We start from the raw sequence: 26357 nt of genomic DNA, 5'->3' as shown, positions 1-26357 counted from the left end.
ACCTTTACGGCATCCTGCATATCGCCCCCACCGCCACGGCCCGCGAGGTAACCCGCGCCTACCGCACCCTCATGCGCGGCCTGCACCCCGACACCCGGGCGGCCCATGCACCCCGTGAACACCCCAGCCTGGCGGAACAGCAATTACAGGAAGAGCTCCGGGACATCATGGCCGCCTACGCCATCCTCGGCAACCCGGAAAAGCGGGCCGCCTACGACCGGGAGCACCCGCGTCCAGCCGCGAACGCCAAGCCGCAGCGGCCCGACGCCGCCTCCGTGCGTATCCCAGGGCAGTTGCTTCCCGCCGCGTCGCTGCTGATCGGACCGGTCATCTGGGAGCCGCCCTCCGGACGGTACCCGGGAATGCCGGTCCGGCAACGGTCATATCCGCCAACCGGCTACACGCTGATCCTGCAGATCAGGCGCTGAGAGCCGGAAAACCACACAATCCCAAGGAGCCCCCATGAGTGCCTGGCGACCCTACGACAACCAGTTGATGCCCGCCTTCTACGAACGCTTCGAAAAGCGGTGGGGCAAAGGAACAGCGCCGTTCCTGGACCCAGAAACCCACGAACAACCCATGCCACGGGCCCAATGGATCAACCCGGACACCGGTGCCGCGGTCGCGGTCGTCCCCATCTGGACCGAGGATCCCCAGCACCGTTCCTTCGGGGTCTTCTACCTCCCCCCGTCCGGTGACATCTGGGTCCTGCGGCCCGGCTACACGAACTACCTCGAAACCGACCCCAAAAACCCCGGGCAAGTCACCCTCCGCAACGACGCCTTCAGAAAAGCCGTCGCCCACGCCAAGGAATTCATCTACGGAATCCAACCCTAAATTCCCAGGAGCACAGAATGACCCCTTCACAGATCAGCCAGTTCCTTCGGGACTGCATTGTTAACGACGCGAGCGATTCAGGGATCAACGCCGACGCGTTCTATGGGCTTTACGTCAGCTGGTGTTCCTTGAACCGGAGAGTCCCCGTGCCCGACCAGGCTTTCCGCACCGCACTCCGCCTCGCGGGCCTTCGCCCGGAAAAGACCGGAAAGGGCTGGACGTTCCCGAGCCTGCGCATGACCGGACCAGCAGCAACCGACTACATCCTCAACAGCAGCGCCCAAACCCCGGCGGACCCAACGTAGAGCGGGCGGTCACCGTTCGGCCGGACGCCATGACGCGGCCGGGCGCTGTTTCCAGCTGGCGTCCGGCGCCCACACCGCTCCACGTCTTCAAAAGGATCTGTGCCCTGCTGCTTCCCGGCAAACGGCCCACGGATGATGGACCGGGGTCAAGGTAACGCGCCAATGCCTGGTCACCCTGCGCCGGGCACTGGCGCAGCGAAACAATCGCCGAACGCCACCCGGCCCCGCATCAGGGGCCGGGCGAAGCGGGTCAGCTCCACGACGTCGTAATCCTCCAAGGGCGCCTCGAACACGCCGAACTCGGACTCCAGCGGCAGCGCGCTCTTGACCTCGCCCGGCGGGGCGGTCATCAGGACGCCGGCGGGAAATGTACCATCGGGGTACGTGCCGGCGTCACCGATCGGGTGTCCCCGGTGTGTCGCAGGGCCTGGTGGTCATCCCAACTGATTCGGCATCGCCGGGTCAGCGGGAGAAATACCAGTGGTATGTTGACGAACGAACTCCCCGCACACGGGCGCCGCAGGGGGCAAGGGGCATGCTGTTCGCCGCGGACCTGATCGGTACCAGCGACGAGATCGCCGAGCAGCTATACGCAGACGCAGGATTTCAGGAAGTCGACGAGGTGGCGTTTGCGCTGCCCTTCAGCTTCGACCACGAGGATTACATCCAGATCCTCACCGACATCGCCAGCAAACCCGGTCCAGCCCTGGGATGGACTCCAGCTGAAGTCCGGCGCGACCCGCAGTAGGCGTCACGGCCTACAATCGACCAGACGTTGGGCATTCCTGGGCGGCTGTGCGCTGCCGAGTCGCGGTGCTCCCAGTTGTCAGAGCGGTCCCACGAGGTCGCGGACTGGCCCACTCAAGCTCAACTGTGCGGTAGCCTTTCGTCCCATGGTCGATGCGAAGCGGTTCCGAGTACTCCTTGAGGAGGAACGTGACCGCAAGGTTGCGCTCTTGAAAGCCCTCCTTGGGGACATCACTTCGGTAAACGTCGCCAGGCAGGACGCGAACGTCGACGACGAACACGATCCGGAAGGGAGCACGATCGCTTTCGAACTTTCCCAGGCTTCCGCACTCATGGCGCAGAGCCGGGTGGGCCTGGAACAGATCGAGGCCGCTTTGCTGCGGATTGCCAACGGGAGTTACGGACTGTGCGCCGTGTGCGGCAAGCCCATCGCGGAGGGTCGCCTGGAGGCAAGGCCTTGGACTCCGTATTGCATAGAGCACGCATCCGGTCAAAGCTAAGCCAACACCCGGAGCAACGCTGTTGGTAGCGCGCGTGCGCAACGGACTGTGGAAGCACTAGCGCCGCCAGCGGACTGTCTCTTCTGCCTCCTCGGATGGCCTGTTTCCCTGTCCACAGCCGGGGACCAATTTCCGCAGGCCAAAGGACAAGTAGCAAGGCTGCGGGTCCGTGGGTACGAGCCACCGGTACCGGAGGTGGCTGCCACCACGTCCCACCCGGACGTGCTGGCAGCGTGCGGCGGCTTCCGCGGCAGCGGCCTCGCCACCGACGGGCCAGACAGCCCGCACCTGAAGCTTGGCAATGCGCGGGCCCGGTTCGTATTCGGCCACGCGGACAATGACCGCAGCATGGGACGCCGTCGCTCGGCTCGGCGAAGCCTTACAGGCCGCAGAGCTTGAGGCGTCCAACGAAATCTATGCAGGGGCGCCGCGCGGCTACAACCATGGCGGACACCTCCGCCTTCAACCCGGCGGCCACCGAGCGGCACTTCCAGGAGCTGCGGGCTCTACTCGACACAACGCTGAAACGCTTACCCCGTTCACCGCCCGAAGCCGGATTGCCCGTTCGAACCGCCTGCCGGTCAGGCGACAGACACGGCAGCCAGCCGCCCAATGAACAAGCGTGAAAACGACCAAGCAGCAGACGTCCCAGCGCAGACAGTGCGATGAAGATCTACAGCACTACGCAGTCGGCGCTGACAGCAACCATGGAAAGCTGCATACAGAACGATCCCTGGTCCGAACGGGAATGGCACTGGGCATCGTGGGCTGCACAAGTCACGGCGCCTTCCCGGCCCAACCATCATCAAGCAGAACAGCCAACCAAGAGCCGAACAGCTAAGAGCCCGATGAGCACCCCAACGATGGCACTAAGGAAAATTCCAGCGAATTTTCCCGAATTGATGTTGTTGAGGCCATAAGCATCCATGAACAGGTACCGAACGCCAACCGGTCGGTCAGCGAAGCACGCGAGGAGGCAACCGGCCACACCACCGGCCACCTATGAAAAAAGGGCCCGAAGGGCTCTTCACAACAAAACCTGGGATAGGAACGTGCCCCAGGTGGGACTCGAAGGCGATTCCTGGCCTTGGAAACACTGGGAAGTGGCGGAAACAAGCGGAATCGGGGCCAGTCCGACGGCAGTACCGGCCAGTCCGGGGTGGAAAGTGTGGACATTGTTCACACTTCTTTTTTGCTCGATCGCCACCGACGAAAAGGGGACCCAAGCTGCTCTGCACAGTCGGAGCGGCACCAGCAAAAGGGGAGCCGCCACACACTGGAGATCGCCTGCTAAGGCTCAGCCTTTTAGCCCGCTTGGAGCCTCCTGCCGGGATGAGGCGGCGGCCCCTGGGGCACGACTCACACCCATCCGTCGAACGAACCAAAATCCGACCACACCCTACCCGGCAGAACGATGAAACATCCAACACGACGGCGGCACCTCCTTCCTTGTTAACATGGCGGAGAAGACCACGAGCATCATGACAAGACCTTCCGACCGACCCGACGACAGAACATCGGTATCGGCCAGCAAGTGGGACGAGTAGAAAGACGGAAGAGAACCCGTCTCGGCATGCTTTTGCGCGTTTTCCCATGTCAGGGGCCCCAAGAAGACTCTGCACCTTCGCAGCACTTCATCGAACACCCACGACCAATCACCTTGGACTCGCAAACATTTTTTCTACCCTGCGTAGAATTGATACGTGCGCAGACACCCTACCCTCCTGGGAGGTCCGCGGCGTCCCGGGAGGAACCCGGCGCCGATGCGCCACTGCTCCGTGCATCAGGGCTATTGGCCGCTGATTACTCACACTCGTTGGAGGAGAGGGGGACGGTCCCACGCACCCGCTGGGGCTAGGCACAACCGTCCGGCCGAGCCAGCCCGATGAGCGTGTGGTCACCCCGGATGGTCAGCAATGCAGCCTTCACAGCTTTAGAAAGGCCACTTCCGGTGCAGTAGACTCTGCCGGGTTTGAACGCGAAAAGAACCATTTGGAGGAATACCTACGGTTCCGAATAGCGGATTCCGACAGGTGTCCGCCCCGATCTGCATCAAGCAAGTATCCCTATCAAGTTCCGGATGTGAGCTCCGGGCAACCCAGGCTTTGGCCTGACGGGAACGAAGTTGGTGTAGCTCGAGGCGGCCTGACGAGGCCACCCCTATGCACCCACTTCAGACGGCTCATCTCGGCCTGCCGTGACATTCCACGGGTGGGCATCAACCGTTTTGGGACGCCGAGGATCTTGAACCGCTACCTCGTTGGGTCCTCGCGCCATCCACGGTTCCGCTGGTCGGCCTTTCGCATTTCGATGGGCAGCCGTAAAAGCCTCTTCCACTCCGCGAAATCGTCCATGGTTTCTCTAGCGTTTGGGCGGACATGACCAGTCAGGTCAGAGTTGGATGCCGGTGTATTTGGTTTCTTGGTAGGCCTCGAGGCCTTCGATTCCCCCTTCGCGCCCGAGGCCTGATTGTTTGGTCCCGCCGAAGGGTGCGGCCGGGTTGCTGATGAGTCCGCGGTTGATTCCTGTCATGCCGGCATCAATCGCGTCGGCGACGCGCAGTGCCCGCCCAAGGTCCTGAGTGAAGATGTAGGAGGCCAGGCCATAAGGGGTGGCGTTCGCTTCGACGATGGCTTCTTCTTCGGTGTCGAAGGTGTAGATGGCTGCGACGGGGCCGAAGATTTCTTCTTCCCTGATGTTGGCGTTGGTTGGAATGTTGGTCAGGACGGTGGGTTGGTAGTAGTAGCCGGGGCCGTCGATGACCTGGCCGCCGGTGAGGCAGGTTGCTCCCTTGGCGACGGCGTCGGTGACGAGGTTGTGGACGGTTGCGCGTTGCTTGTCATCGATCAGTGGTCCTAGGCCGGTGCTGGGTTCGTGGCCGTTGCCTACGTTGACGGCGGCGAGGCGTTCCGTGAAGCGTTTGGTGAACTCGGGCGCGATGCCGGCCTGGACATAGATCCGGTTGGCTGCGACGCAGGACTGGCCGCCATTGCGGAGCTTGGCGAGGTAGGCGCCTTCGATGGCGGTATCGAGGTCGGCGTCGTCGAAAACAATCAATGGCGCGTTCCCGCCGAGTTCCATGGAGGTGTTCATGACGTTCTGCGCGGCTTGGGCCAGGAGTACCCGGCCGACTTCGGTGGAGCCGGTGAAGGAGATCTTTCGGGTCCGTTCGTCGCTCATGATGCCGCCGATCAGATCCCGGGAGTTGCTCGTCGCGACGACGTTCATCACACCGGCGGGCACGCCTGCTTCCTGGAGGACCTGGGCGAGTAGCAGGGACGTCAGTGGGGTCTGGGCGGCAGGCTTGAGGATGGTGGTGCAGCCGGCGGCCAAGGCCGGTGCGATCTTGCGGGCGCCCATGGCAAGGGGGAAGTTCCATGGGGTGATCAGCAGGGAGGGGCCCACCGGGCGTTTGGACACTGCCATGTGGTAGTTGGAGCCCGGTTCGACGCCGAACTGGCCTTCGGTGTGGATCCGTCCGGCGGATTCTGCGAACCAGCGGAAGAAGCCTGCGCCGTAGTCGACTTCGGATTGGGCTTCTGCCCAGGGCTTGCCCATCTCATCCACGATCAGGCGGGCGAATTCGTCGCGGCGGTCGATGATGCCCTGATAGGTGCGGGCAAGGATGTCGGCGCGGTCCCTTGCCGGTGTTGCTGCCCAAGCGTCCTGGGCGGCGCAGGCGGCATCCAGTGCCGCCGCTCCGTCTTGGACGGAGCCGTCGGAAACGTGCGCGATCGCTTCGCCGGTGGCAGGGTTGATGACCGGCAGCGTGGCTCCTGTGCCGGATGGTATCCATTTCCCGCCGATGAACAGCCGGGTTTCGGTGAGGTCCAGTGTGGCTCCAGTACTCATGGGCGTTGCTCCAGTTTCAGGCTTTGTTGGGAAGGGTGCGGGACCCGGCGGTTGACCGGGCCCCGCTGTTTTTGTGGATCATGCGCTGCTAGAAGGCGGTGTATCCGCCGTCTACCGGGAGCGTCGCTCCGGTGATGTAGGACGCTTCCTTGGATGCGAGGAAGAGGATGGCGTCGGCGATTTCCTCGGGGGTGGCGAGGCGTTGGAGCGGGATTTGGCCCTCGCGCTGCCGGCGGTAGGCCTCGGGATCGGGCGTGCGCTGAATTGATGCTTCGATGACTGGCGTGATGGTTAGCCCGGGAGCGACAACGTTGACGCGGATGTTCTGTGGGGCCCACTCGATCGCGGCACCCTTGGCCAGCATGATGAGGCCGCCCTTCGCTGCGGAGTACAGGACTTGATCTGCCATGCCGACCATGCCGAGCCGTGAGCTGACGAGCACGAACGAGCCTCCCGCCGCGGGCATCAGTGGTGCGAAATGCTTCATCACCAGGAAGGCGCTGAGCAGGTTGCTGTTGAGCACGTTCTTCGCGTCCTCGTGCGCCATCTCCGTGAGCGGGCCGGTGACCTGCAAGCCGTGGTTAATAACGACGACGTCGACGGTGCCGAAGGATTCGGCGGCCTGCCGGGCGAGGCTTTCGACGAAGGCCTCGTCGTTAAGGTCTCCCGGGACGTACAGGTCATCTGGCTGGGCCGTATCAAGTTGCTCCCTTCGGCCAGTGAGCAGCAGCCGGGCACCTTCGCGGCGGAAGTGGGCACTCACCGCCTCGCCGATTCCGCTGCTGGCGCCGGTCACCACGGCGGTGGTCTTGTCTAGTCTCAAGTCAGGCACTCCATCGTGAGGTTGATTGTTGGCTGTCGGGTTGGGACGAAAGTCCTCAGGCGGTCAGTTGAGGAATCCGCGGGCGTCCACAGGCCACCGTTCCAGGGTGGTTCCGGTGCTGTCGGTGACGATGTACTCCTCGAAATTGACCACCACCGGGCAGACGTGGTTGGGCACCACGGGAAGCACGGTCCCGACGCGGGGGTGGAATCCGTCCCCGGGCAGGGGAAGGAAGCCGTGGTACTCATTGAGCTTGGACAACACGGCCGTAGTGCCGGCAATGCCGCCGTACCCGATCTCGGGGCTGCCTTCGCGACCGAGGGCTTTGGTGCCGATATCGAGCAGGACCTGCTCCGGGACCCAGTCGCTGACCACTGTGCCGGCGAGGAACAGCGCGATCTGGTCCTCAGTGCAGGCGCCGAGCCTGGTGTTGTTGAGGTCGTTGAAGACGTACTCGCCGGGCCTGATCTCGGTGATGACGCTGTTGGTGGCGAATTCCACAGTGGGTGTGGAGCCGGCGCTGACCACCTCTGCGGTCACGCCAGCTGCGCTGAGGCTCCGTACCGCGGTGATGAGTGCGGCGTCCTGGTCCTCGGCGGCTCGCTTGCGCGCGTCCGGTCCGGCACTGCCATGGCCAGGATAGGTGAAGACGCCCGCCGGGATCAGGCCACGCTTGCGGGCGGCGAGGGCGAGGTCGCCGGCAGCCTCGGGAGCGGCCCCGGAACGGCGCGCACCACAATCGACCTCGATCACCACCTGCAGCAGCTCCGCTTCTGATCCCATCGCATCGGCCAAGGCATCGATCGCCGCCACATTGTCGACTCCGACCCGGAGCCGGGTTGTCTCGGCCAGCTCGCGGATCCGTGGGCCTTTGGTTCCAGCCGGCCAGATCGGGTAGGCGATGAAGACGTTGTCGAACCCGGCCGCGGCGAAGACCTCTGCCTCACCGACGTTGCCTGCAGTGATTCCGACCGCACCCGCTTTGAGCTGGCGCCGGCCGATTTCCACGCATTTGTGGGTTTTGACGTGTGGCCTGACGTCGAGGTTCTGCTGGGTTGCGAAGGCCTGCATCCGGTCGATATTGTCCTGCATCACGTCGGACAGCACGATGGGTGAGGGCGTGTCGATCCGATCGACGAGAGCCTCGAGTGCTTGCTGAATGCGGTTCACGCAGTGCTCCTTATGGTTCATGCCCTCGCCTCCGTGCAGACCATCTGAATCTCGACCGGGCTCCTGCGCGGCAGCCCGGCTACACCGATCGCAGTACGGGCGTGCCGTCCGTTTTCACCCAGTACCCCGATGAGCAAGTCACTGGCTGCATTGGCCACCTGCGACTGCAGACCGGAGTCCGGTGTACTGGCCACAAAAACGAGCATCTGCACGATGCGGACCTTGTCCAGGTCGCCCACCGCTTGGACGGCGGCAGCAAGTGCGTTAAGCGCGGCGTGGCGGGCAAGCTCCTGCGCTGTTTCAAGCTCCACATCGTGGCCGACGATGCCGGTGCCCAGGAGTTCGCCGTCTTTGTACGGCAGTTGGCCTGAGATGTGAATACTGGAGTCCACCGACCGGTGATGCAGGTAGTACGGGTTGTCAGCGAGGCTGGGCAACTTCAAGCCGAGAGCCTGGAGCCGGTGCGATGGCGAGCCGGACACACCGTTGGCGACCAGCCCGACTCGAGAATCAGTGGGGGCAAAGGGAAGGCTCATATCAACGCTTTCACTGGTTGTGGGAAGAGGATTGTCCGGCCGCGGCAGCCTGCATGCTATGGACGCTCATGAACCGTTCCGGACGTACGAAATCCAAGCCATCGAACGTCTGTAATCCGAGCGCTTCGCGGGCGGCGATCTCGCCATATCCGGTGGCCATTTTGAAGCCCCCGCCGGAGAACCCGGTTGCGCAGTAGACCCTGCTACCGGCGTCGAGGCGGCCGAGCAGCGGGTTGCGGTCGGTCGTGAAGAGGTCCGGGAACGCGTCCGAGCGGACGATGTTTGGATACAGGCCGGGGAAGAACTCGCTCACCGTCTCGGTCGTCTCGGCAATCTCTGCCGGAGTAAGTTCCCTCGGAACCGCACTGGGGTTCCCGGTAGGCGTTGGCCGGAAATTCAGGGTTGCCTTGACGGTGACCCCATCAACTGCGGGCGCACCATACATGGACCGGTCTCCGGAGAGCCGCACGAAGACAGGAAACCGCTCTGGGGAGAAGAGCGCGGGATTTTTGGCGACGAACCACGTGAGGAAGACCCTGTTCGGTTGGGTGTGCGCTTGGAGCGACTCCGGCATGAGCTTCTGCGACCAGCCGCCGGAGGCGACGATGACGTTCTCGAACGTCCAGGACTTGTCCCCGGAGGTCACCACTACACCGTCTACGGTTTCCCGGATCCCGTCTACCGGGGTGTTGGTGAGCACTGTCGCACCGTTGGCCTGGGCTGCGGAGACCGCAGCCGTGACGGCCCGATCCGTCCTGAGTGCGCCGCCGTTGGGGTCGAACACACCGATGTCATCGGCACGCAGGTTGTGCTGCGGATACCGCTCGGCCATCTCCGTCCGGGAGAGGATCTGGTGCGCTACGCCGGTCGCCCGCGCCGACTCGAGCAGCTGCGGGATGTACGCCCCGTTCGCCGTACCAATGTAGATTCCGCCGCAGCGCAGGAGGATGTCCTGTCCGGTTTCGTCCTCAAGCTCGGCCCAGAGACGTTGGGAGCTCTGCAGGATGGGATTGAAGCCCGGGTTTAGGTTGAGCATGCGGAACAGGCGGGTGTCTCCGCCAACGGCACTGCGTCCGTGCGCAGGGAGCTGCGCTTCGAATCCGACCACGGAATCGGATAGCCGGGAGGCCTGCCAGAGGGCCATACTGCCAATGGTGCCGAGGCCGATGACGGCCAACTTTCCATCTGTCATTTCAGAGCACTTTCTCGAGGAAGGACTGGGTGCGGGACTCTTGGGGGTTGCGGAGCACTTCGCGGGCGTCGCCGCGTTCGACGACGTAGCCGTCGTCCATGAAGATCAGGGAATCGGCCACTTCGCGGGCGAAGCCCATCTCGTGGGTGACCACCACCATGGTCATGCCCTTCTCGGCGAGCTCCTTCATAACGGTCAGGACTTCACCGACCTTTTCGGGGTCCAGTGCAGATGTCGGCTCGTCGAAGAGCATGATTTCCGGATCCATGGCCAGGGACCTCGCGATCGCGACGCGTTGCTGCTGCCCGCCGGAGAGTTCGGCCGGGTAGCGGTCCCCGAAAGCGCCGAGGCCCACGCTTGTCAACAGTTCCTGGGCGCGTTTGGCTGATTCCTTCTTGTCCGCGCGCTTGACCAGGACCGGTCCGGACATGACGTTCTCCCGGGCGGTCATGTTTGGAAACAGGTTGAAGGACTGGAAGACCATGCCAACCCTGGTGCGCTGCTGGGCCAGTTTCTTCGCAGGCAGGGCGTGGTAGGCCTTGTCGGTTTCGTAGTAGCCGAAGTCCTCGCCGTTGACTTTCAGGATTCCGGAATCCACGGTCTCCAAGCCGTTGATGCAGCGCAGGATGGTGGACTTTCCCGAGCCGCTGGGGCCGATGATGCAGCAGATCTCTCCGCTGGCAATCTCCAGGTCGATGTCCTTCAGGACTGTCTTGGGTCCAAAGGACTTTCGGATTTTCCGGGCAAGGATAGTGCCGTCGGTGCTCATCGCGCGATACCTTCCGGGTCGGTCAGCACAACGGATTTCGACTTCCGCGGAAGCCGGGCTGTTGCGCGGGAGTACTTCTGTTCGAGCTTGGACTGCGGGTAGCTCAGCAGCAGGGTCATGACCAGGTACCACAGGCTCGCCACGATGAGCAGCGGGATGGTCTCAAAGGTGCGCGCGTAGATCAACTGGGTGCTCTGCAGAAGCTCGGCCACGCCGAGGACGCTAACCAGCGAGGTTTCCTTGAACATTCCGATGAACTGATTGCCGGTCGCCGGGATGATGGACGGCATGGCCTGAGGGATGATGACCTTGCGCATCCTCATGGACGCGCTCATTCCGAGCGAGTCGGCGGCCTCAAGCTGGCCCTTGCCTACTGCGGAGAAGCCGCCGCGGATGATCTCGGCCATGTACGCGGCCTGGTTGAGGGTCAAGCCCACAAGCGCTGCGGTGATCGGGCCCATGATCGTGTTGACGTCGATGGCGGTGCTGATGTCGGTGAACGGGATCCCGATGCTCAGGTTCGGGTAAAGGGCGGAGATGTTGAACCAGAAGATCAGCTGCACCAGCACTGGGGTGCCACGGAACAATGTGATGTAGAGCCCGGCTGTCATGGAGACCGGCTTCACGTGCGAAGCCCGCATGATCGCGAGGGCAAGCCCGAGCAAGGTTCCCAGGGCCATGCTCGCAACCGTGAGGAAGATCGTGAGCATGAGCCCGCGCAGGATCGTCTCAGCGAAGAAGTACTTCCCGACGATCTCCCACTTGAAGTTGGAGTTTGTGAGGACCGAGGTGAGGATCCCGACGCCGACGAGGATGCTAAGGATCCACCCCGCGTATTCGGAGCGGGTCCGAAGCCGAAGCCGTGGCTTGAGGGCTGCATCTACGCTTCCCATGGCAGCTTTGTTTCCTTTGCTGATAGCCGTTGTCATTCAGGCACCTGCTAGTTCAGCTTGGCGTCGGTAATGGCCCCAAACTCGAGGCCCCAGGTTTTGAGGGACTCCTTGTACTCCGGGTCAGCGAGGATCGACTGGACTGCTGCCTGAATGGCGGGGGTCAGGGGCGACCCCTTCTTCAGCGCAACTGCCGTGATTCCGGTTCCGCCGACGTTGAGGGGAGGGGTGAGCATCTGGAAGGAGCCCGGCTGCTGCGTCTGCGCCCAGGCGAGTGCCGTGGTGTCGTAGAGGATGCCGTCGATGCGCTTGGAGTGCAGCTGGACGAGGGCTTCCTGGATGTTGGGCAGCGTCACTGCGTTGATTGCGGGCTGTCCCTTGGAGGTGCAGGTCATCTCGTTCAGGGCTGGAAGGCGCAGCAGCTGACCGGTTGAGCCTTGGGTGACGGCGATGCTCTTCCCGCACAGGGTCTCGTTGGTGAGTTTCTGCGGATTTCCGGCGGTCACCCCAATGGAGCTGCCGGCCTTGAAGTAGTCGATCATGTCCACGACCTTGAGCCGGTCTTCGGTCTTGGCCATGGTCGAAACGGTGAAGTCGAAGCGGCCACCGTCAAGGCCCGGAATGATGGTGTCGAACTTCGTGTCCTCGAACTTCACCTTGACGCCAAGCTTCTTGGCAATAAGCCGGGTGATATCCGGGTTGAGGCCGATCGGGGTTTTGTTGTCTTCGGCGAGGAAGACGGTCGGCGGGTAGTGCAGGTCCGCGGCCACCGTGAGCTCACCTTTGTCCTTGTACGACTTCGGCAGGAGGCTCACAGCCTTCGGATCGGGCTGGACACCCTCAGAGATGTCCCTGAGGCCCAGCTCGGTGGGGCTGGCCGAAGGTTCACTGCCGGCGGCGTTGCCACACGCGGTTAGGCCAATGAGGAGGGCCAGTGAGGCCACAGCGGCGTGGACCTTGTTTTGTGTCTTCATGGTGTTTTCCTTGGAATTTATTTTGGTTGGGGATGGTGCGGTTACAGAAAAAGCCGTGTAGTGGTGCCAGATGGATGTAGTTAATGGCTGGGACGGGCCTTGCGTCACCTCACGGGTTCGCCGTCGAGGTCTGGATCGTAAGGAACCGGTCGGGGCTCAGGAGCGGGATCGTGTTGTCACTGGCACCATGAAGGGCGTAGTCCGCGGCGATTTCGCCGAGCGCCGGTGCAAGCTTGAACCCATGACCGGACAGGCCTGTGAGGACGGTGATGCGGTCCTCGCCGCCAAGCCGCCCAACGATCCCGTGCCCGTCCTGGGTGTAGCCCTCCATGTAGGCGGCCACACGGACAGGATCCGGATAGAGTGCAGGGAAGGAATCGGCGACGAGTTGCCTGAATGCCTTCATTTCGTCGATGGGGACCGTGCGGTCGAGGGCGTCGGGGTCATCGACCAGACGGTTGACGGTTCCGGACAGGCCTAGTTTCAGCCCGTTCCCGTCCATCGCCGGCAGTCCATAGAACTCTTCAGGCGTCGTGCGTATGAAGCATGGGAAGTTGGCCGGATCAAATGCTCCGCGTTCCTTCGTGACGAACCACGCTGACACCGCCTTGCGAACCTGCACGAGTGGCGCGAGTTCCGGAAGCAGCTTCGCGGCCCAGGGACCGGTGGTGACCACAACGTGGTCGTATCGCTCGCTCCGGCCATGGGCGCTGACCCAGACCCCGTCGTCCTTGACTTCGACCCCTTCAACCGGGGTGTAGGTGCGGAGTTGGGCGCCCAGCGACTTGGCCCGGTAGGCGGCCTTCAGCACCGCGAGCTCAGGGCGAAGATAGCCTGCTTCACGGTCCAGGACAACGGCGTCGCCCTCGTGGAACGGATGGTGCGGCCAGCGGGTGCGCGCCTCGTCGAGCGGAATGATGGAGGCGTCCACCCCGAACTTATCGATGGAGTCACTGACGTTGGCCATCTGCGATGATGCCTCCCCCAGCATGAGATTGCCGGCAAGAGTGAGCAGTTTGGTGCCCGTCTCACCCTCGAGTTGTTGCCACAGCGCCTTGGCGGTGCGAAGCAATGGCACGTATTCAGGGTCTTCGAAGTAAGCGGTACGGAAGATACGGGACTCGCCCGCGTGGGCACTACGGTCGTGGGCAATTCCGAACTGCTCGTAACCAACTACATCCATGCCCCGTGAAGCCAGGCGCCAGGCGGACATGCTGCCTGCCGTTCCGAGACCGATGACGGCCACTCGCTTCTTGGTGGTGCTCATTCTTAAACCTCCTGGGTTAGGACCATAAGGAGTCCGTCCGCGGCTATCGCGGGACTCGTGGTGATGATCATGGGTATCCCGGCTTCCGTCGCCCTTACTTCGTGGATGACGTCGCCGAAAAGGTCACTGACCTGTCCGAGAAGCTCGCCGTTGGAGACAGGCTGGCCAAGTTCGACGTTCGGTTGCCACCAACCGCCCACCGGCGAGTGAATCCAGCTCCACCCTTGGTCGTGCTCGGCCTGGCCGGGGGTTTGCTCAACGTCATAGGGGAGCATTCCCAAGGTCGCAGCCACATTCCGCAGACCCCTGACATGAATGGCGACAGCCTTGCGATCGATGATGCCGCCGCCTCCTGCCTCAGCGGTGATCGCCGGGACACCGGCATCCGCGGCAGCAGAACTCGTGGTGCCGGTGGTTACCCGTGAGGCGGCAGGCTGCCTGATCACATGTTGGGTTCCGTACGCCACCGCGATCCGCCGGGCAGCCTCACCCACCGGTGACTCGTCGTAGATAACTACCGGTTCAATAGCTTCCGGTACGTCTCCGGAATGAAGGTCGATGACGTAGTCGGCTCCCCGGATGAAGCGTTCGAACACGTGGTGTGCCAGTACGTCCGAAAAGCTGCCGTTCGGGTCTCCAGGAAAGCACCTGTTCAGATTCTTGCCGTCCACCGGAACGATGAAGGGCGTCCGGCTCAGGTAAGCCGGGAGGTTGACCACGGGAACCGCCGTGATGATCCCCCTCAGTTCCGAAGGATTTACCTCCGCAACGAACTCCCGCAGAGCAGCCATGGCCGCATACTCACAGCCGTGGACCCCTGCGAGCACTGTCAGCCGCGGTCCGGTCTCCCGGCCATGGATCTCGATGTACGGCAGATCCAAACCGCCGCCAGGGAGGGCAGCAATGTGGAAGTGGCCGCGAAACACGGCCTCTTGGCTTCTGAAGCCATCATGCATTTTGGTGTCCTATCCGACCATAGTGTCCGACAATCATGTCCGACATGATTGTTTGATACTATCGTTTGGTGATCTAGTGTCAAGGCCCACTCCAAAGCGCGGGTGGCTGCCATTAGCCGATAGGGGTGTGAGCGCAATGGAGAGTCAACCTACCTCTGAGCCAGCAAGGACGTCTCTCGCGAGAACGCTTGCGCCTCGGGTTGCGGAGCGAACAACGCTCGTGGATCAAGTGGCGCACCGAATCAGGAGGGAAATCATCCTGGGAACCCTCGATCCGGGTCGGCATCTCGTAGAAAAGAGGCTCGCTGAAGATCTGTCTGTGAGCCGCGGCACAGTCCGCGAGGCCCTGACGCGCCTTGCCGCAACCGGGCTCGTCGAATTCTCGCCGGGTTCAGGTAACCGGGTTCGATACTTCAGCGACGGCGACATCGCCGAGATCGGGGAAGTCTTCGCAGCCCTCGAAGGACGAGCTGCCATGCACGCCGTGCTTCCGCCGTCCGAAAGCGTTGAGAAAGAACTGAGGCGCATCGCCGAACGCATGCGGGGGCTTCGTCTGCCAGAGGACGTAGACGATCTCATGAGGTTGGACCGCGAGTTCCACGGAACGCTGATGAATCAGCAGCCAAAGGCCAAACTGGTGGAGGCATGGCAGAGCCTGGAGTCGCTTCTCGCCGTCATGATGGTGCCGATAATGCGGCGCGGCGTGGGAACCGCCGACAGCCAGGCGGACAGGCATCTGCTGCTGGTCGACGCCGCAATGAGCGGAGAGCCCGAACTGCTCATCAAGGGTCTCGAACAGCACTACTACCAGGAGTAACAGCAGATCGGCCACGCCGTGGCCTCATATTTCTTTGCGGCACCGAACCAGAATGCTCACCGCTCGAAAGTGGTTGATCGAGACCTGGCCTAAAAGTAGTGGGCTGCTATCTGACGACTCTTTGGATCAGGTAAGGAACCGGTCGGGCGTGGTGCTGCGCACTCGCCCGCGTCACGTTGCCGTCGTTCGCCTCAGCCACGAGGGCACCGGATCCGAACTCGAACCGCAACCTCTGGCGGGCCAAGTCCCCGCCGCGGCTCAGCAATCAAACGGTAGCTCTAGAGACATTTCCCGGGAGCGCCACCAAAAACTGGAGTGAGATTTCGGATCCCTTCCCTAGAATTTCCCACTTTTCTTCCAGGACGAATCACGTCAGAGACAGAATGTCAGGAGTCCCTGACTGCATCGACGAGACGATAACTAGTGAGTTGGAGGCGGATGCGCGTTTCGCTGCCGATGCCATCGCCGCCCGGATCGGAATCACCCGGAGAATGCGCAGCCCGAATCGCATGGTTGGTATGCGTTTCGCCCTCTCCGGGTCCGAGGATCTTTGTGCTCCCCGTCATAATGAGAGCTTGTCTTCTCCGGCGGAAGGTACGGGCGCTGAGTCGGCGGTTACGTCGTTCAGCCACTCCAGCGCTTTGGGCCAATACGAATGATCGGGCTGCAGGACGAACATGTGGTCGCCCCCCTGAACTTCCCGAAGTTCAACATTGTCCCCCACCCCGGCGGCTCTGGAGACGTATGCCTTGCTGTGGCTCAAGGGGACCCGGACATCATCCGAGCCGTGGACGACCAATTGGGGAACACGGATCGGTGCCTGCTCCAAAGGCGAAGCTTCTTCAAAGACTTTCTTGGTAAGACCAGCCTTTTCGAGGAAGACCGGCGTCGCTCCCTCTCCCAGTCCTTCAGCCGCGCAGCGGGCGACATCCGTGATCGGGGCGAGCGCAACGACAGCAGCCAGTCGCGCTGTCTTGGCCGCGAGCAGGGCCAGGTGTCCGCCGGCGGAATGTCCAATGACCGCAATGGATGACGGGTTTACCCGCAGCGGCTCTGAGGTCAGGTGGTGAATGGCTGCCAGGACGTCGTCCAATGTCCCAGGCCAACCGCCGTCGTCGCCATCGATCCTTCGATACTCTACGTTCCAAACCAAATACCCCCTCTGATGCAGATCAGCAGCCAGCTCATCCATCAGATGCAGGTCGTGTTTAGCACGCCACCAGCCACCATGGAGCAGCACGACAGCACTGTCCTGTGACCAGTTCTCGGGAAACCAGGCTTCGACAAACTGAGAAGGATGCTTTCCGTAGTTAATGACTTGCTTTGTCATTGCCACGCCCCATGGAGGACGCTGCGAACCACGGTTTCGGGGTTCTGAACGGTGTGCGCAAACGCCTTGGCACCTTGCGACCAAGGGAACTGGTCAGTGATAACTGATGCCGGATCAACCACGCCCTCCTGGACCAAGCGCACCGCCTCGGAGTACATGCCTGGGCCTCCCTTGATTCCCAGCACCGACAGCTCTTTGAGCAAGATGCTCGCTGGCGACGGGGAATGCGGCCCACGGCCCACGATGGCAACAACGGAACCCGGGGCTGCTATCCGTTCGGCGAGGTCGACGCCCGCGCCGGCCGCGGATGTCTCGATCACCAGTATCGGGCCGCCTTTAAGTGTCTCGATGTCCTCAGCTTCCGCCGGATCGAACATCTTCACGCCAAGGGAGCTGCCCAGGTCCCGGCGTCGCTTCTGGGGCTCGAAGACAACGCAATCCCATCCAAAGTGCTGGGATACCTGTGCCTGCAGGATGCCCAACGGGCCTCCACCAATGATGGCGGCGGCCCCCTGGCCGGGCATTAAGGGCGCCACCCGGCGAAGTGTGTGAAGGGCCACGGCGACGGGCTCCAAGACGGTGGCCGCCAGGTCTGATACCGCGTCCGGCAGCGGAATGAGTTGGGCCGCCGGAAGCTGTACATATTCAGCGGCCAAACCTGGGCCGAGCATGCCGAGGTATCCGCCGTCCGCGCAGAGCTGCACCTTGCCTTGCCGGCACATCGCGCATTTCCCGCATCGGACGACGGGGTCAACGGCAACGCGTTGGCCCTCTTGGAGATCGACTCCAGGCCCTACCGATTGGATGATTCCGGCTCCGTCATGCCCCGTTACCCATGGATACATGGATCCCCGACCGGAGTAGATGTGAAGGTCTGTGCCGCACAGGCCCAGAGCGACCATGCGGACAACGACTTGACCGGGGCCGGGCTGACCTAGGTCAGGGCGTACGACAGTATCCATCTCATAGGGTGCTGTCAGCTCAAGAACACGGCCACCGAGGCTGATGGCTGCAGCACTCATGAGATGCCGTACTTGCCCGGCGCGATGGTTCCCTTGGGATCCAGTGCCGCCTTAATTTGATGCGTGACCTGCTGCAGTACCGGCAGACGGGCCATGGCCCGTTCCTGCCAGTCAGTCGGGGTTCGTCCGATGGGGTAGCCGATCTCGTCGTATGCTTCGACCAAGGCAGCATAGGCGGCGTTCATGCGGGCTACCTCATCAGCGTCCTGACGGTTGAAGATGATGAGGTGCAGGCCGCGTGCTGCCCTGGTGCTGCAAACGAACTCGACGAAGTACTCAAACCCGTGCTCGGCAAGGACGCGGCGTGAGGTTTCGTGCTGAAGCTCAGCAGCTTCGCCGATCATAGGTGTGGCGGGCAGGAACCAGGTCGCGCCACCGCCAGGGCGCCAGTTGAGCATGTCGACTTCACTGTCTGTGGGTTCACCACTGTAGGTGTCGAGATGGATCTTGTAGATGGGGTTATCCAGCATTTCCTTGTGGGAAATGTAGGTGGCCTTACCTGATGCCTCGAAAACGGCGCGGATCCTACCGAGCGTGGGCTGCAGCGCCTCCTCGGAAGGCCCATACAGGGCGCCGGACACGAGCCACGCTCCGGTGCCATGCTTTTCCTGCAGTTCCCGGCGGATGGCATCCGGCAGTGGCACCTGACCGTCGGTGCGGTTATAAGGGTAGGTATCCTCCGTAGCGAAGCCGTAACCGCCGGAGGTCACCTTGATGAGGGTAGGAACCACCGAGTTGAGCTTCAGCGGGCGCACCATTTCAAAGATCTCGGAAAGGTCCTCGTCCTCCGCGAAGGAGAAAGCAAATCCCACAATGACCGGCGGGCGTGGCATCAGCCAGACAGCAGTCTGCGTGACAATGCCGAAGTTGGATTGAGTGAAGATGCCGTCCAGGAGCGGTCCGAACCCCGACTTATTAGTAAAGCGGCTATTGGAATTGGGAAGGGACCCGTCTCCGGTGTTGAAGATTTCCCCGTTGGGCAGAACTACTTCCATCCCGCAGAGCGTGCCGAAGTGATCGAAGTGAGGGGTGTAGCCGGCACCGCGGTCGAGGGCATTGCCGATGATGCTGCCATCGGGCGGACCGGAGGTTCCGCTGATCATGAACTTGTCGCCGAGTTCGGCCATTTTTGCCCGAAGCTGTCGGAAGGTTACTCCCGGTTCGATGACGGCGTAGCCGAGTCGTTCATCAACTTCCAGGATGCGGTTCATCCGTTTGCCCAGGTGCATAACCACCTGGCCTTCCCGGACTGGGGAAAACTCTCCCATGCCCCAGTTATGGCCCGTGCTGGTCGGCCACAAAGACACTCCATGCTCGGCGGCCAGGCGAACAATGGTGGAAACGTCTTCAGTGGAAGAAGGAAAAACAATCCCATCGGTTTGACGGTCTCCGCCAGGGAGCCGGTTGCTGCTGTATGAGGCGCGGCCAGCATCCGAAACGTCAACGGCATCTTGACCAAGGATCTGGGAGACTGCCTCAAAGAACTTTTCTGACATTAGAAGAAACTCCTGTTTTTGAAGGGTTTTTTGTTTGGCGGCTAAATCGCCGACCAGCCGCCGTCGGAGGCCAGAACCGCGCCGTTTAGGTTGGTGCCGTCGTCGCTGAGCAGGAAAGTGATTGAGGCTGCCAACTGTGCGGCGTTAGCGGGCGTGGGGATATTGGCCTGCATGAGTGGGATGAGCCGTTCGGTGGCCAGTTGGGAGCCGAAGTTTGCCTCGATGCCAGTGAGTGTGGGCCCGGGAGCCACGGTATTGAAGCGAAGACCCTTCGGGCCGTACATCACGGCGGAGTTCTTGGTCAGGCCAACAACGGCATGTTTGGAGGCAGTGTATGCAGCCCCGGCAGCCGAACCGCGGATGCCGGCCTCTGAGGAAACGTTGACTACCGACCCCGCCCCGGCTTCCAGCATCAGCGGTACAACGGCGCGGGTAAGACGCATGAGGGCGGTGACGTTGATCCGGAAAACGCGGTCCCAAAGGTCATCGTCCACCTCATGGATTGGTGCGAAGTTATCCATGATTCCGGCAATGTTCGCCAAGGCGTCGATGCGCCCGCCGGCGGCAGAAACCACAGCGGCAATAGTTTCCTCAGTAGAGATGTCACCGGCCACTGGCACCAGGTCCAGGTTCTTATTCTCTTCAACGAGAGCCTCGAGGCGCTGCTTGCTGATGTCCGCGGCGATAACCTTGCCGCCCTCCTTGGCGATGCGCATGGCAGTCGCCTGCCCTATGCCGGACGCTGCACCCGTTACGACGACGGTTTGTCCCGCAAAGCGGCCATTAGTGATGGTTTCCTGCCACGAGGCTTCGCTGCCCATGATGTCCTTCCAGACGCTGATGATGTCGCAGCCAAGATTACGATACTCAGTGTCATAATGGAAGGGTGAATACTGGTGAGATGCTTTCGAACGATTCAATCACTATCCACCGGTCGCCGGGGCGGCCGGTGAGCATCGACCCTGAAGCGGTTGCCGCCCTTGCCCTCAAAATGTTCGCCGAGCGGGGGTATGAGCAGACCTCGATGGAGGATATTGCGCGGGAGGCCCGCGTTGGGCGGAAGACTTTGTACCGCCATTTCGCCAATAAAGCAGAGTTGGTATGGGGCGGGATGGGACCTGTAATAGAAGCCTCCGCCGCTGCCTTGGAGTCGGCCCCTGCACATCCCCTGTCCCGACAGGCGATTCTGGACGGACTTCGGGAAGCCGTGCTTACGGGTATTGCCGCCCTCCCGGACCTCGCCGTGACCCGCGGGAGACTCCGATTGATCGCCGAACACCCGGAGCTGCTGTGCCGCAGCCAGGAATTCTTAGGGACTCGCAACGACCAGACCCGCTCCTACCTCACCGCCCGTGGCATTCCTGAAGACACTGCCCGGTACCTGTGCGCCGCTCTTGCTGGCGCATTATTCGAAGCCTGGCTGCAATGGGCGGCTAATGATGACACTGACCCTGCCCCCTACCTTCGGCGGGCGCTTGCCGTCCTCCAGCTGGGCTAACCAGGTCTTCGCCCCCATCTTGGACGGATGACGTACGCTCCAGGGTCAAAGTTTGGCCCGGAGGATCAACTGCTTCGCATTTCGATGCTTGAGCTGGTGCGATCCACTGGAGTGGCTCTTCAAGGGCTTTGCTGCAGCCGACACCCATCTGTGCGCCGCGGCCGCTCAATGCACTGCATTCCCAACGGGAAATTTCAGCCCCTATTGACGCGTGTCACCCACGCGTGATTAGATCGGTGACGCGCGTCACCCACGATGTCGCGACTAACCGCGAGAGCGCCTGACTTCACGAATAGTTCACGATCGATCCCCGCAGAGGAGAACGTTCCACGATGACCGAATACCCTGTTCCAACCACCATCAGCCTCGAGGCACAGAATGTATTGGCCATGGCCGCCGGAAGGCCGCCGCAGCCTGATCCCGCCCCTGAGGATGTCGAGGTCTGGCGTGCCCTGGCGGCGGCCGCCGAATCCTCAGACCCTGTCTTCGTCGAAACCATGGCGCGAGCGACAACTGGCGCCGTGACATCAGACGTTGCAGTAGCAGTAGAAGCCGGCGAGGTTCATGGGGCGAAATTCTTTATGGCTGAGCCGTCGGACATCGCAGCTGACGACGAGCGGGTCCTTCTGTACATCCACGGCGGAGGTTTCCTTTGGGGCGGCGGGCCCACTGCGCGCCGCTCCACCGAGCTCATCGCCGGCAACATCGGCGTGCGCACCTGGGGAATGGACTACCGGCAACTCCCGGACAACCCGTTCCCGGCTGGCCTGGATGACTGCATGACGGTATACCGCGAACTGCTGAAGAGCCATAGGCCGGAGACGATCGCCATCGCCGGGCAATCCGGAGGCGGCAATCTCTCAGCAGCCCTTCTCCTTAGGGCCCGAGACGAGGGTCTGCCAATGCCAGCCGCCGCCTGCCTCATTTCTCCTTGTGTCGATTTCACGCTTGCCGGCGACACGTACACCACCCTCGGGTTTGGCCTCAGCGAATGGCACCCGAAGAACATGCTCGAGCTATACCGCGGTGATCAGTCACTCGAGCACCCCTACATCTCACCTCTGTTCGGCACATATACCGCAGACTTCCCGCCTGTCATGCTGACCTCCGGGACGCGCGACTTCCTCCTCTCGGATACCGTGCGGTTGCACCGCAAACTCCTTCAGGCCGGCGTCCGCGCCGAACTTCATGTCTGGGAAGGTGCCCCGCACGGCATGTTCATGGGAGAGGCTCCGGAGGATCGAGAACAGATCGAGCAGGCGCGCCGATTCCTTGAAGCCTCCTGGGCAGCAGCATGAGCTTCATGAGAGACGACGACGCTCAACCGCGGGAATCAACCATCCGTTGACGTGCACCAGCGCGTGGTTAAGCCGTGACGAGTCACTGACAATCGCTATTGATTTTTCTAGGAGTGCTAATGGCCAGGAAACCATTCAACGAAGGATGGGCCGTCCGGACGAGGGTCAGTGCTTTCGCTGAACTGGGCGGAGCAAGTGAACAGTGGGTTGATGTAATGCTTCCGCATGATGCGCTGATCTCGAAAACCAGAAGCGGTGATGCTCCTGCCGGCGCGGCTGGCGGATATTTTCCCAGTGGTGCTTTCGAATACCGCAGGATGCTCGATGTTGATGAGGCAGATCGCGGCAAGGTGTTCGCTCTCGAGTTCGACGGCGTTTACCGGGACGCGATGGTGTACGTCAACGGTGCCCTGGCCGGCCAAGACGCTTATGGCTACTCGCGCTTTACCGTGCGCATTGACCCGTTCCTTCGGTTCGGTGCCGCGAACGAGGTCCGGGTGGTCTGCCGGGCGCATAAGGACAGTCGCTGGTACACCGGTGCCGGGATCTACCGGGACGTGCACCTGATTGTTAAGGAGCCTATCCACATCGGGGTAGATGGTGTCCGTGTCACCACTGCTGACATCGACAGCAATCGCGCGATGGTGGAGGTGACTGCAAGGATCACCAACACCACCGCCGTGACCACCACGGTCAACTTAGCAGCGTCGGTCAATGAAGAAGGCATCGCCGAGGTCGCCAGCGACGAGTCCCCTGTCACACTGCTTCCAGGCACCTCGGCTGTGGTGCGCCATCGGCTGATGGTCGAGAATCCTGCCTTGTGGGGATTCGATTCGCCGTCCTTGTACACGTGCGTCCTGCTGCTGCGAGACGCAGGCGCGGTCATCGACAGGGAATCCGTCACGTTCGGGATCCGTCGGATCCAGGTCGACGCCAAGAGAGGGTTGAGGCTCAATGGTGAGACGGTGAAACTGCGCGGTGCCTGCGTTCATCACGACAATGGACCTTTGGGTGCGGCGACTATTGCCGCGGCCGAGGAGCGCCGGGTCCGGGTCCTGAAGGAAGCCGGTTTCAACGCCATCAGGAGTTCGCACAACCCCGCGAGCTCGGCACTCCTGGATGCCTGTGACCGGCTCGGGATGCTCGTCATCGATGAAGCGTTCGACGTTTGGACCTCGGGTAAATCCGATTACGACTACGCCACTGATTTCGCGCAGTGGTGGGAACGTGATCTTGAGGCCCTTGTGGCCAAGGACATCAATCACCCCAGTGTGATCATGTACTCCATCGGCAATGAGATTCCGGAAACCGGAACTGCTGATGGCGGGGTGTGGAGCCGCCGGCTTGCCGAAAAACTGCGGTCGCTGGACGGGACCCGGCCCATCACCAACGGTATCAACGGTTTTGTATCGAGTCTGGACATTGTCCTGGCCGGCATGAAACAGCACCAGGGCGCAGCTGGCGACACCGGAGCGGGCGTGAACGGGATGATGACCCAGGTCGGAGACATGATGAACCATATCTCGGCCTCCGAAATGGTCAGCGAACGGACCGCCGAATCCTTTTCGGTGCTTGACGTGGCAGGAATGAACTACGGTGACGGACGCTACCTGCTGGATAAGACGCTCTTTCCGAACCGCGTCATTGCCGGCACTGAGACTTTTCCGGGGCAGATCGCCAAAAACTGGGACCTCGTCAAAGCCAACGATCATGTTATTGGCGACTTCGCCTGGACCGGGTGGGACTACCTGGGAGAAGCCGGCTTGGGCTCGGTGGGATACGCCGACGGCGGCCATGGTGCAGCAGCAAGCGTGGCACGTCCCTACCCGTGGCTTACCGCGTGGACAGGCGACATCGACATCACAGGTGAGCGCCGCCCCGCCTCCTACTACCGGGAGATTGTCTTCGGGCTCCGGTCAACGCCATACATCGCGGTCCAGCGCCCGCAGTTTCATGGGCGCACACCGCTCATGACGCCTTGGTCCTGGAGTGATGCGATCAGCAGCTGGACCTGGGAGGGATTCGAGGGACAGCCGATCCAGGTGGAGGTGTACTCGGACGCCGACGACGTCGAACTGCTCCTCAACGGGGTGCCTGTCGGACGATCCAAGGTAGGAGAAAACCTGGCCTTCCGTACCGATTTCGACATCATCTACACCCCCGGTGACTTGACCGCTGTCGCGTATAAGGACGGCCAGGAGCATTCCCGTGTGCAGCTATCCACGGCACGCGACCGATTGCACCTTGACGTGAGCTCCGACGTCGACCTACTCACAGCCGGCACCGGGGACCTCGCCTTCCTGCGAATAGCACTCACGGACGGAAGCGGCGTTCTTCACAACGGCCGGGACCGCGAGGTCGCCGTAACGGTGGACGGACCCGCGGTCCTCCAAGGCCTCGGAAGCGCCAATCCCGCTACAGACGAGCCCTTCACAGCAGGCTCACATACAACCTTTGACGGCCGCGCCCTGGCCATCATCCGCCCAACCGGGCAAGGCCCTGTCACCGTCACCGTGACAGCCTCCGGATGCCAACCGGCCACCGTCACCATCGGTGCCAACGCAACCGAAGCAACGGGAGAACGTCAGCTCGTCTCCTAGCACAAGCACCACCGCTCCAACTGTGTTTACTTCACCTCAATCCCCCAACACCCGTACATCAAGACGACGGAGTCCTGCCGTGAAAAACAACAACAACCTTCCTCCGGCCACCGCCACCATCGGGGGCACACCAGCCGAGGTGGCGGAGGAGCAAATACTTCTTGCTCCTCCTGTCACCGGGCAGGTGGACCTGCCCAAGGTCAGCGCCAAGTACATTTGGCTCCTGCTGCTGGGCATGTTCGGAACCTACATCGCCCTCGTGACACCCATTGCCCTGTCCCTGGCCATCAAGATCAAAGCAATTGCACCGGATCACGAGGAGTACCTGGGGTTCGTCATCGGCGCCGCCGCCGTAGTCTCGCTGGTCTCCGGTCCCATCATCGGGGTGCTCAGTGACCGCACCCGAAGCCGCTTCGGGCGCCGCCGCCCCTGGCTCGTAGCCGGCTCCCTTCTCGGAACCCTGGGCCTGCTCATTATCGCCCTCGCACCGGACGTGCCCATGGTTACCGTGGGGTGGGTTGTCACGACGCTGGGCTGGAACACCGTCATTGGAAACTTGACCAACTCCCAGGCAGATCGCCTGCCGGAGTCCCAGCGCGGAAAAGTCGGCGGCCTGGTCGGCTTCGTCACCATGGCAGCACCGGTGACAGGCGCCATCCTCGCCGGCAGCCTCGCCAAAGACGCCTTGCTGCTCTTTATGATCCCCGCGGTGCTCGGCCTGGTCCTTACCGTTCTGTTCACATTCGTCATCCGTGAGGACGACAGCCGCACCCGCAACTTCGAGGACAGGCTGAACCTTCGCCTGGTCCTGTCCAAATTCGTGTACAACCCCCGCACGCACCCCGACTTTTCGTGGAACTGGCTCGGACGATTCCTTTTCTACTTCGGCCTCACCATGAGCTCAACCTTCACTGCGTTCTACTTCGCACAGCGGCTCGGGGTTCAGATCACCGAAATAGGCACCCTCGTGGCAATCGGCGGGATGCTCGGTATCGTCACGGTGATCATCGGCTCCATCGGAGGCGGCTTCCTTTCCGACAAGCTGCGCAAGCGCAAGCCCTTCGTGCTCAGCGCCGGTTTCATGTTCTCCGCCGGCGCAGTAGTCATGGCTTTCGGTGACAACCTGCCCATGCTTCTCATCGGTTCAGCCATCTCAAACCTGGGCCTTGGCATCTTTTCCGCCGTTGACCAGGCTCTGGTCCTGGACGTACTGCCCGAGCGGGACACCGACGCCGGACGGTTCATAGGCATCAATGGACTCGCTAACTCCCTGGCACAGTCAGCCGCCCCGCTGATCGCACCGCTTTTCCTGGGCATTGGTGTAGCCGCTGGAGGAGACAAAAACTACTCCCTGCTTTACCTGCTGGCCGGAGCCTTCACGATCCTCGGCGGCGTCGTCGTCCTGAAGGTCAAAGCCGTCCGCTGATCCCGCGGTCCGACACGGAATGCAGCAGACAAGCGTGCAACCGGGCCACCCC

Annotated in this window: 24 protein-coding genes and 1 pseudogene; 10 read left to right on the top strand and 15 right to left on the bottom strand. The window is 62.1% G+C overall.

What is annotated here, in order from left to right:
- The 3 genes from AC1DJB_RS10660 to AC1DJB_RS10650 all read left to right on the top strand — a co-directional run.
- Positions 1-428: J domain-containing protein (locus tag AC1DJB_RS10660; protein WP_476910236.1), on the top strand; the 428-nt coding region annotated here is incomplete at its 5' end.
- Between the two features lie 34 nt (positions 429-462).
- Entirely contained in the window at positions 463-837 is a 375-nt protein-coding gene (locus AC1DJB_RS10655) for a hypothetical protein (protein ID WP_306961475.1), read from the top strand.
- 17 nt (positions 838-854) lie between these two features.
- Positions 855-1142 carry a hypothetical protein gene (locus AC1DJB_RS10650; RefSeq protein ID WP_284991723.1) on the top strand — a complete coding sequence of 96 codons (288 nt, stop codon included), beginning with the start codon at positions 855-857 and terminating at the stop codon, positions 1140-1142.
- A 170-nt stretch (positions 1143-1312) separates the two neighbouring features.
- On the opposite strand, the gene AC1DJB_RS10645 is transcribed toward AC1DJB_RS10650, so the two are convergent.
- Entirely contained in the window at positions 1313-1492 is a 180-nt protein-coding gene (locus tag AC1DJB_RS10645; protein WP_284991722.1) for a hypothetical protein, read from the bottom strand.
- 65 nt (positions 1493-1557) lie between these two features.
- Between AC1DJB_RS10645 and AC1DJB_RS10640 the strand changes: the two are divergent.
- Positions 1558-1890 (top strand): annotated as a pseudogene (locus tag AC1DJB_RS10640) (LLM class flavin-dependent oxidoreductase); the annotation flags it as partial.
- A 145-nt stretch (positions 1891-2035) separates the two neighbouring features.
- Positions 2036-2389, top strand: a complete 354-nt coding sequence (locus tag AC1DJB_RS10635) for a TraR/DksA family transcriptional regulator (RefSeq protein ID WP_476910235.1) — start codon at positions 2036-2038, stop codon at positions 2387-2389.
- A gap of 2391 nt (positions 2390-4780) precedes the next feature.
- Here the strand turns inward: AC1DJB_RS10635 and AC1DJB_RS10630 are convergent.
- The 10 genes from AC1DJB_RS10630 to AC1DJB_RS10585 form a co-directional block, all read right to left on the bottom strand.
- Positions 4781-6241, bottom strand: coding sequence for an NAD-dependent succinate-semialdehyde dehydrogenase (locus AC1DJB_RS10630; RefSeq protein WP_441437317.1), 1461 nt, complete (start codon positions 6239-6241; stop codon positions 4781-4783).
- A gap of 88 nt (positions 6242-6329) precedes the next feature.
- Positions 6330-7073, bottom strand: coding sequence for an SDR family NAD(P)-dependent oxidoreductase (locus AC1DJB_RS10625; protein WP_442003134.1), 744 nt, complete (start codon positions 7071-7073; stop codon positions 6330-6332).
- Positions 7074-7127: 54 nt separating this feature from the next.
- Positions 7128-8234: an alanine racemase gene (locus tag AC1DJB_RS10620; protein WP_442003133.1), complete on the bottom strand. Its 1107-nt coding sequence runs from the start codon at positions 8232-8234 to the stop codon at positions 7128-7130.
- A gap of 17 nt (positions 8235-8251) precedes the next feature.
- Positions 8252-8770: a RidA family protein gene (locus AC1DJB_RS10615; protein ID WP_476910234.1), complete on the bottom strand. Its 519-nt coding sequence runs from the start codon at positions 8768-8770 to the stop codon at positions 8252-8254.
- A 10-nt stretch (positions 8771-8780) separates the two neighbouring features.
- Positions 8781-9962, bottom strand: a complete 1182-nt coding sequence (locus tag AC1DJB_RS10610) for an FAD-dependent oxidoreductase (protein WP_441437321.1) — start codon at positions 9960-9962, stop codon at positions 8781-8783.
- Between the two features lies 1 nt (position 9963).
- Complete coding sequence (locus AC1DJB_RS10605; RefSeq protein ID WP_476910233.1) at positions 9964-10731, bottom strand: amino acid ABC transporter ATP-binding protein; 768 nt, start codon at positions 10729-10731, stop codon at positions 9964-9966.
- Complete coding sequence (locus tag AC1DJB_RS10600; RefSeq protein ID WP_442003132.1) at positions 10728-11624, bottom strand: amino acid ABC transporter permease; 897 nt, start codon at positions 11622-11624, stop codon at positions 10728-10730. Before AC1DJB_RS10600 ends, AC1DJB_RS10605 begins: the two co-directional genes overlap by 4 nt.
- A gap of 47 nt (positions 11625-11671) precedes the next feature.
- Complete coding sequence (locus AC1DJB_RS10595; protein WP_476910232.1) at positions 11672-12595, bottom strand: ABC transporter substrate-binding protein; 924 nt, start codon at positions 12593-12595, stop codon at positions 11672-11674.
- Positions 12596-12704: 109 nt separating this feature from the next.
- The gene (gene solA, locus AC1DJB_RS10590; protein ID WP_476910231.1) at positions 12705-13862 is read right to left on the bottom strand and encodes an N-methyl-L-tryptophan oxidase; all 1158 of its coding nucleotides are present in this window, start codon (positions 13860-13862) and stop codon (positions 12705-12707) included.
- A 2-nt stretch (positions 13863-13864) separates the two neighbouring features.
- Entirely contained in the window at positions 13865-14818 is a 954-nt protein-coding gene (locus AC1DJB_RS10585; RefSeq protein WP_476910230.1) for a succinylglutamate desuccinylase/aspartoacylase family protein, read from the bottom strand.
- Between AC1DJB_RS10585 and AC1DJB_RS10580 the strand changes: the two genes are divergently transcribed.
- Positions 14727-15635: a GntR family transcriptional regulator gene (locus AC1DJB_RS10580; protein WP_476910229.1), complete on the top strand. Its 909-nt coding sequence runs from the start codon at positions 14727-14729 to the stop codon at positions 15633-15635. The two genes, AC1DJB_RS10585 and AC1DJB_RS10580, sit on opposite strands and share 92 nt — an antisense overlap.
- A 562-nt stretch (positions 15636-16197) precedes the next feature.
- Here AC1DJB_RS10580 and AC1DJB_RS10575 read toward each other — a convergent pair.
- From AC1DJB_RS10575 to AC1DJB_RS10560, 4 genes are read right to left on the bottom strand one after another with little or no spacing between them, the layout of a single operon-like run.
- Complete coding sequence (locus AC1DJB_RS10575) at positions 16198-16965, bottom strand: alpha/beta hydrolase family protein (RefSeq protein WP_441437328.1); 768 nt, start codon at positions 16963-16965, stop codon at positions 16198-16200.
- Positions 16962-17987 carry a zinc-dependent alcohol dehydrogenase gene (locus AC1DJB_RS10570; RefSeq protein WP_441437329.1) on the bottom strand — a complete coding sequence of 342 codons (1026 nt, stop codon included), beginning with the start codon at positions 17985-17987 and terminating at the stop codon, positions 16962-16964. The genes AC1DJB_RS10575 and AC1DJB_RS10570 overlap by 4 nt, the downstream gene beginning before the upstream one ends.
- On the bottom strand, positions 17984-19483 hold the full coding sequence (locus AC1DJB_RS10565) for an FAD-binding oxidoreductase (protein WP_441437330.1): 1500 nt from the start codon (positions 19481-19483) through the stop codon (positions 17984-17986). The genes AC1DJB_RS10570 and AC1DJB_RS10565 overlap by 4 nt, the downstream gene beginning before the upstream one ends.
- A gap of 41 nt (positions 19484-19524) precedes the next feature.
- Positions 19525-20304 (bottom strand): SDR family NAD(P)-dependent oxidoreductase, encoded by a 780-nt coding sequence (locus AC1DJB_RS10560; protein ID WP_476910228.1) that lies wholly within the window; start codon positions 20302-20304, stop codon positions 19525-19527.
- A gap of 65 nt (positions 20305-20369) precedes the next feature.
- Here AC1DJB_RS10560 and AC1DJB_RS10555 point away from each other — a divergent pair, with 65 nt between their 5' ends.
- The 4 genes from AC1DJB_RS10555 to AC1DJB_RS10540 all read left to right on the top strand — a co-directional run bounded on the left by AC1DJB_RS10555 (position 20370) and on the right by AC1DJB_RS10540 (position 26305).
- A complete protein-coding gene (locus AC1DJB_RS10555; RefSeq protein WP_476910227.1) occupies positions 20370-20981 on the top strand; it encodes a TetR/AcrR family transcriptional regulator in 612 nt (203 codons plus the stop codon).
- Positions 20982-21313: 332 nt separating this feature from the next.
- The gene (locus AC1DJB_RS10550; RefSeq protein WP_441437333.1) at positions 21314-22279 is read left to right on the top strand and encodes an alpha/beta hydrolase; all 966 of its coding nucleotides are present in this window, start codon (positions 21314-21316) and stop codon (positions 22277-22279) included.
- Between the two features lie 119 nt (positions 22280-22398).
- Positions 22399-24879 (top strand): glycoside hydrolase family 2 TIM barrel-domain containing protein, encoded by a 2481-nt coding sequence (locus tag AC1DJB_RS10545; RefSeq protein ID WP_441437334.1) that lies wholly within the window; start codon positions 22399-22401, stop codon positions 24877-24879.
- A gap of 79 nt (positions 24880-24958) precedes the next feature.
- Positions 24959-26305: an MFS transporter gene (locus tag AC1DJB_RS10540; RefSeq protein ID WP_441437335.1), complete on the top strand. Its 1347-nt coding sequence runs from the start codon at positions 24959-24961 to the stop codon at positions 26303-26305.
- Positions 26306-26357: the final 52 nt, after the last annotated feature.

It is taken from the genome of Arthrobacter sp. 01T428 (assembly GCF_056398685.1).
This window is presented reverse-complemented; position numbering and strand designations above follow the sequence as displayed.

What these genes read in the sequence shown, in the direction of transcription:
- AC1DJB_RS10655 (WP_306961475.1), top strand. Translation starts at nt 463, where the DNA reads ATGAGTGCCTGGCGACCCTACGACAACCAGTTGATGCCCGCCTTCTAC.
- AC1DJB_RS10650 (WP_284991723.1), top strand. Translation starts at nt 855, where the DNA reads ATGACCCCTTCACAGATCAGCCAGTTCCTTCGGGACTGCATTGTTAAC.
- AC1DJB_RS10645 (WP_284991722.1), bottom strand. Translation starts at nt 1,492, where the DNA reads ATGACCGCCCCGCCGGGCGAGGTCAAGAGCGCGCTGCCGCTGGAGTCC.
- AC1DJB_RS10635 (WP_476910235.1), top strand. Translation starts at nt 2,036, where the DNA reads ATGGTCGATGCGAAGCGGTTCCGAGTACTCCTTGAGGAGGAACGTGAC.
- AC1DJB_RS10630 (WP_441437317.1), bottom strand. Translation starts at nt 6,241, where the DNA reads ATGAGTACTGGAGCCACACTGGACCTCACCGAAACCCGGCTGTTCATC.
- AC1DJB_RS10615 (WP_476910234.1), bottom strand. Translation starts at nt 8,770, where the DNA reads ATGAGCCTTCCCTTTGCCCCCACTGATTCTCGAGTCGGGCTGGTCGCC.
- AC1DJB_RS10610 (WP_441437321.1), bottom strand. Translation starts at nt 9,962, where the DNA reads ATGACAGATGGAAAGTTGGCCGTCATCGGCCTCGGCACCATTGGCAGT.
- AC1DJB_RS10605 (WP_476910233.1), bottom strand. Translation starts at nt 10,731, where the DNA reads ATGAGCACCGACGGCACTATCCTTGCCCGGAAAATCCGAAAGTCCTTT.
- AC1DJB_RS10600 (WP_442003132.1), bottom strand. Translation starts at nt 11,624, where the DNA reads ATGGGAAGCGTAGATGCAGCCCTCAAGCCACGGCTTCGGCTTCGGACC.
- AC1DJB_RS10595 (WP_476910232.1), bottom strand. Translation starts at nt 12,595, where the DNA reads ATGAAGACACAAAACAAGGTCCACGCCGCTGTGGCCTCACTGGCCCTC.
- solA (WP_476910231.1), bottom strand. Translation starts at nt 13,862, where the DNA reads ATGAGCACCACCAAGAAGCGAGTGGCCGTCATCGGTCTCGGAACGGCA.
- AC1DJB_RS10580 (WP_476910229.1), top strand. Translation starts at nt 14,727, where the DNA reads ATGTACGGCAGATCCAAACCGCCGCCAGGGAGGGCAGCAATGTGGAAG.
- AC1DJB_RS10585 (WP_476910230.1), bottom strand. Translation starts at nt 14,818, where the DNA reads ATGCATGATGGCTTCAGAAGCCAAGAGGCCGTGTTTCGCGGCCACTTC.
- AC1DJB_RS10575 (WP_441437328.1), bottom strand. Translation starts at nt 16,965, where the DNA reads ATGACAAAGCAAGTCATTAACTACGGAAAGCATCCTTCTCAGTTTGTC.
- AC1DJB_RS10570 (WP_441437329.1), bottom strand. Translation starts at nt 17,987, where the DNA reads ATGAGTGCTGCAGCCATCAGCCTCGGTGGCCGTGTTCTTGAGCTGACA.
- AC1DJB_RS10565 (WP_441437330.1), bottom strand. Translation starts at nt 19,483, where the DNA reads ATGTCAGAAAAGTTCTTTGAGGCAGTCTCCCAGATCCTTGGTCAAGAT.
- AC1DJB_RS10560 (WP_476910228.1), bottom strand. Translation starts at nt 20,304, where the DNA reads ATGGGCAGCGAAGCCTCGTGGCAGGAAACCATCACTAATGGCCGCTTT.
- AC1DJB_RS10550 (WP_441437333.1), top strand. Translation starts at nt 21,314, where the DNA reads ATGACCGAATACCCTGTTCCAACCACCATCAGCCTCGAGGCACAGAAT.
- AC1DJB_RS10545 (WP_441437334.1), top strand. Translation starts at nt 22,399, where the DNA reads ATGGCCAGGAAACCATTCAACGAAGGATGGGCCGTCCGGACGAGGGTC.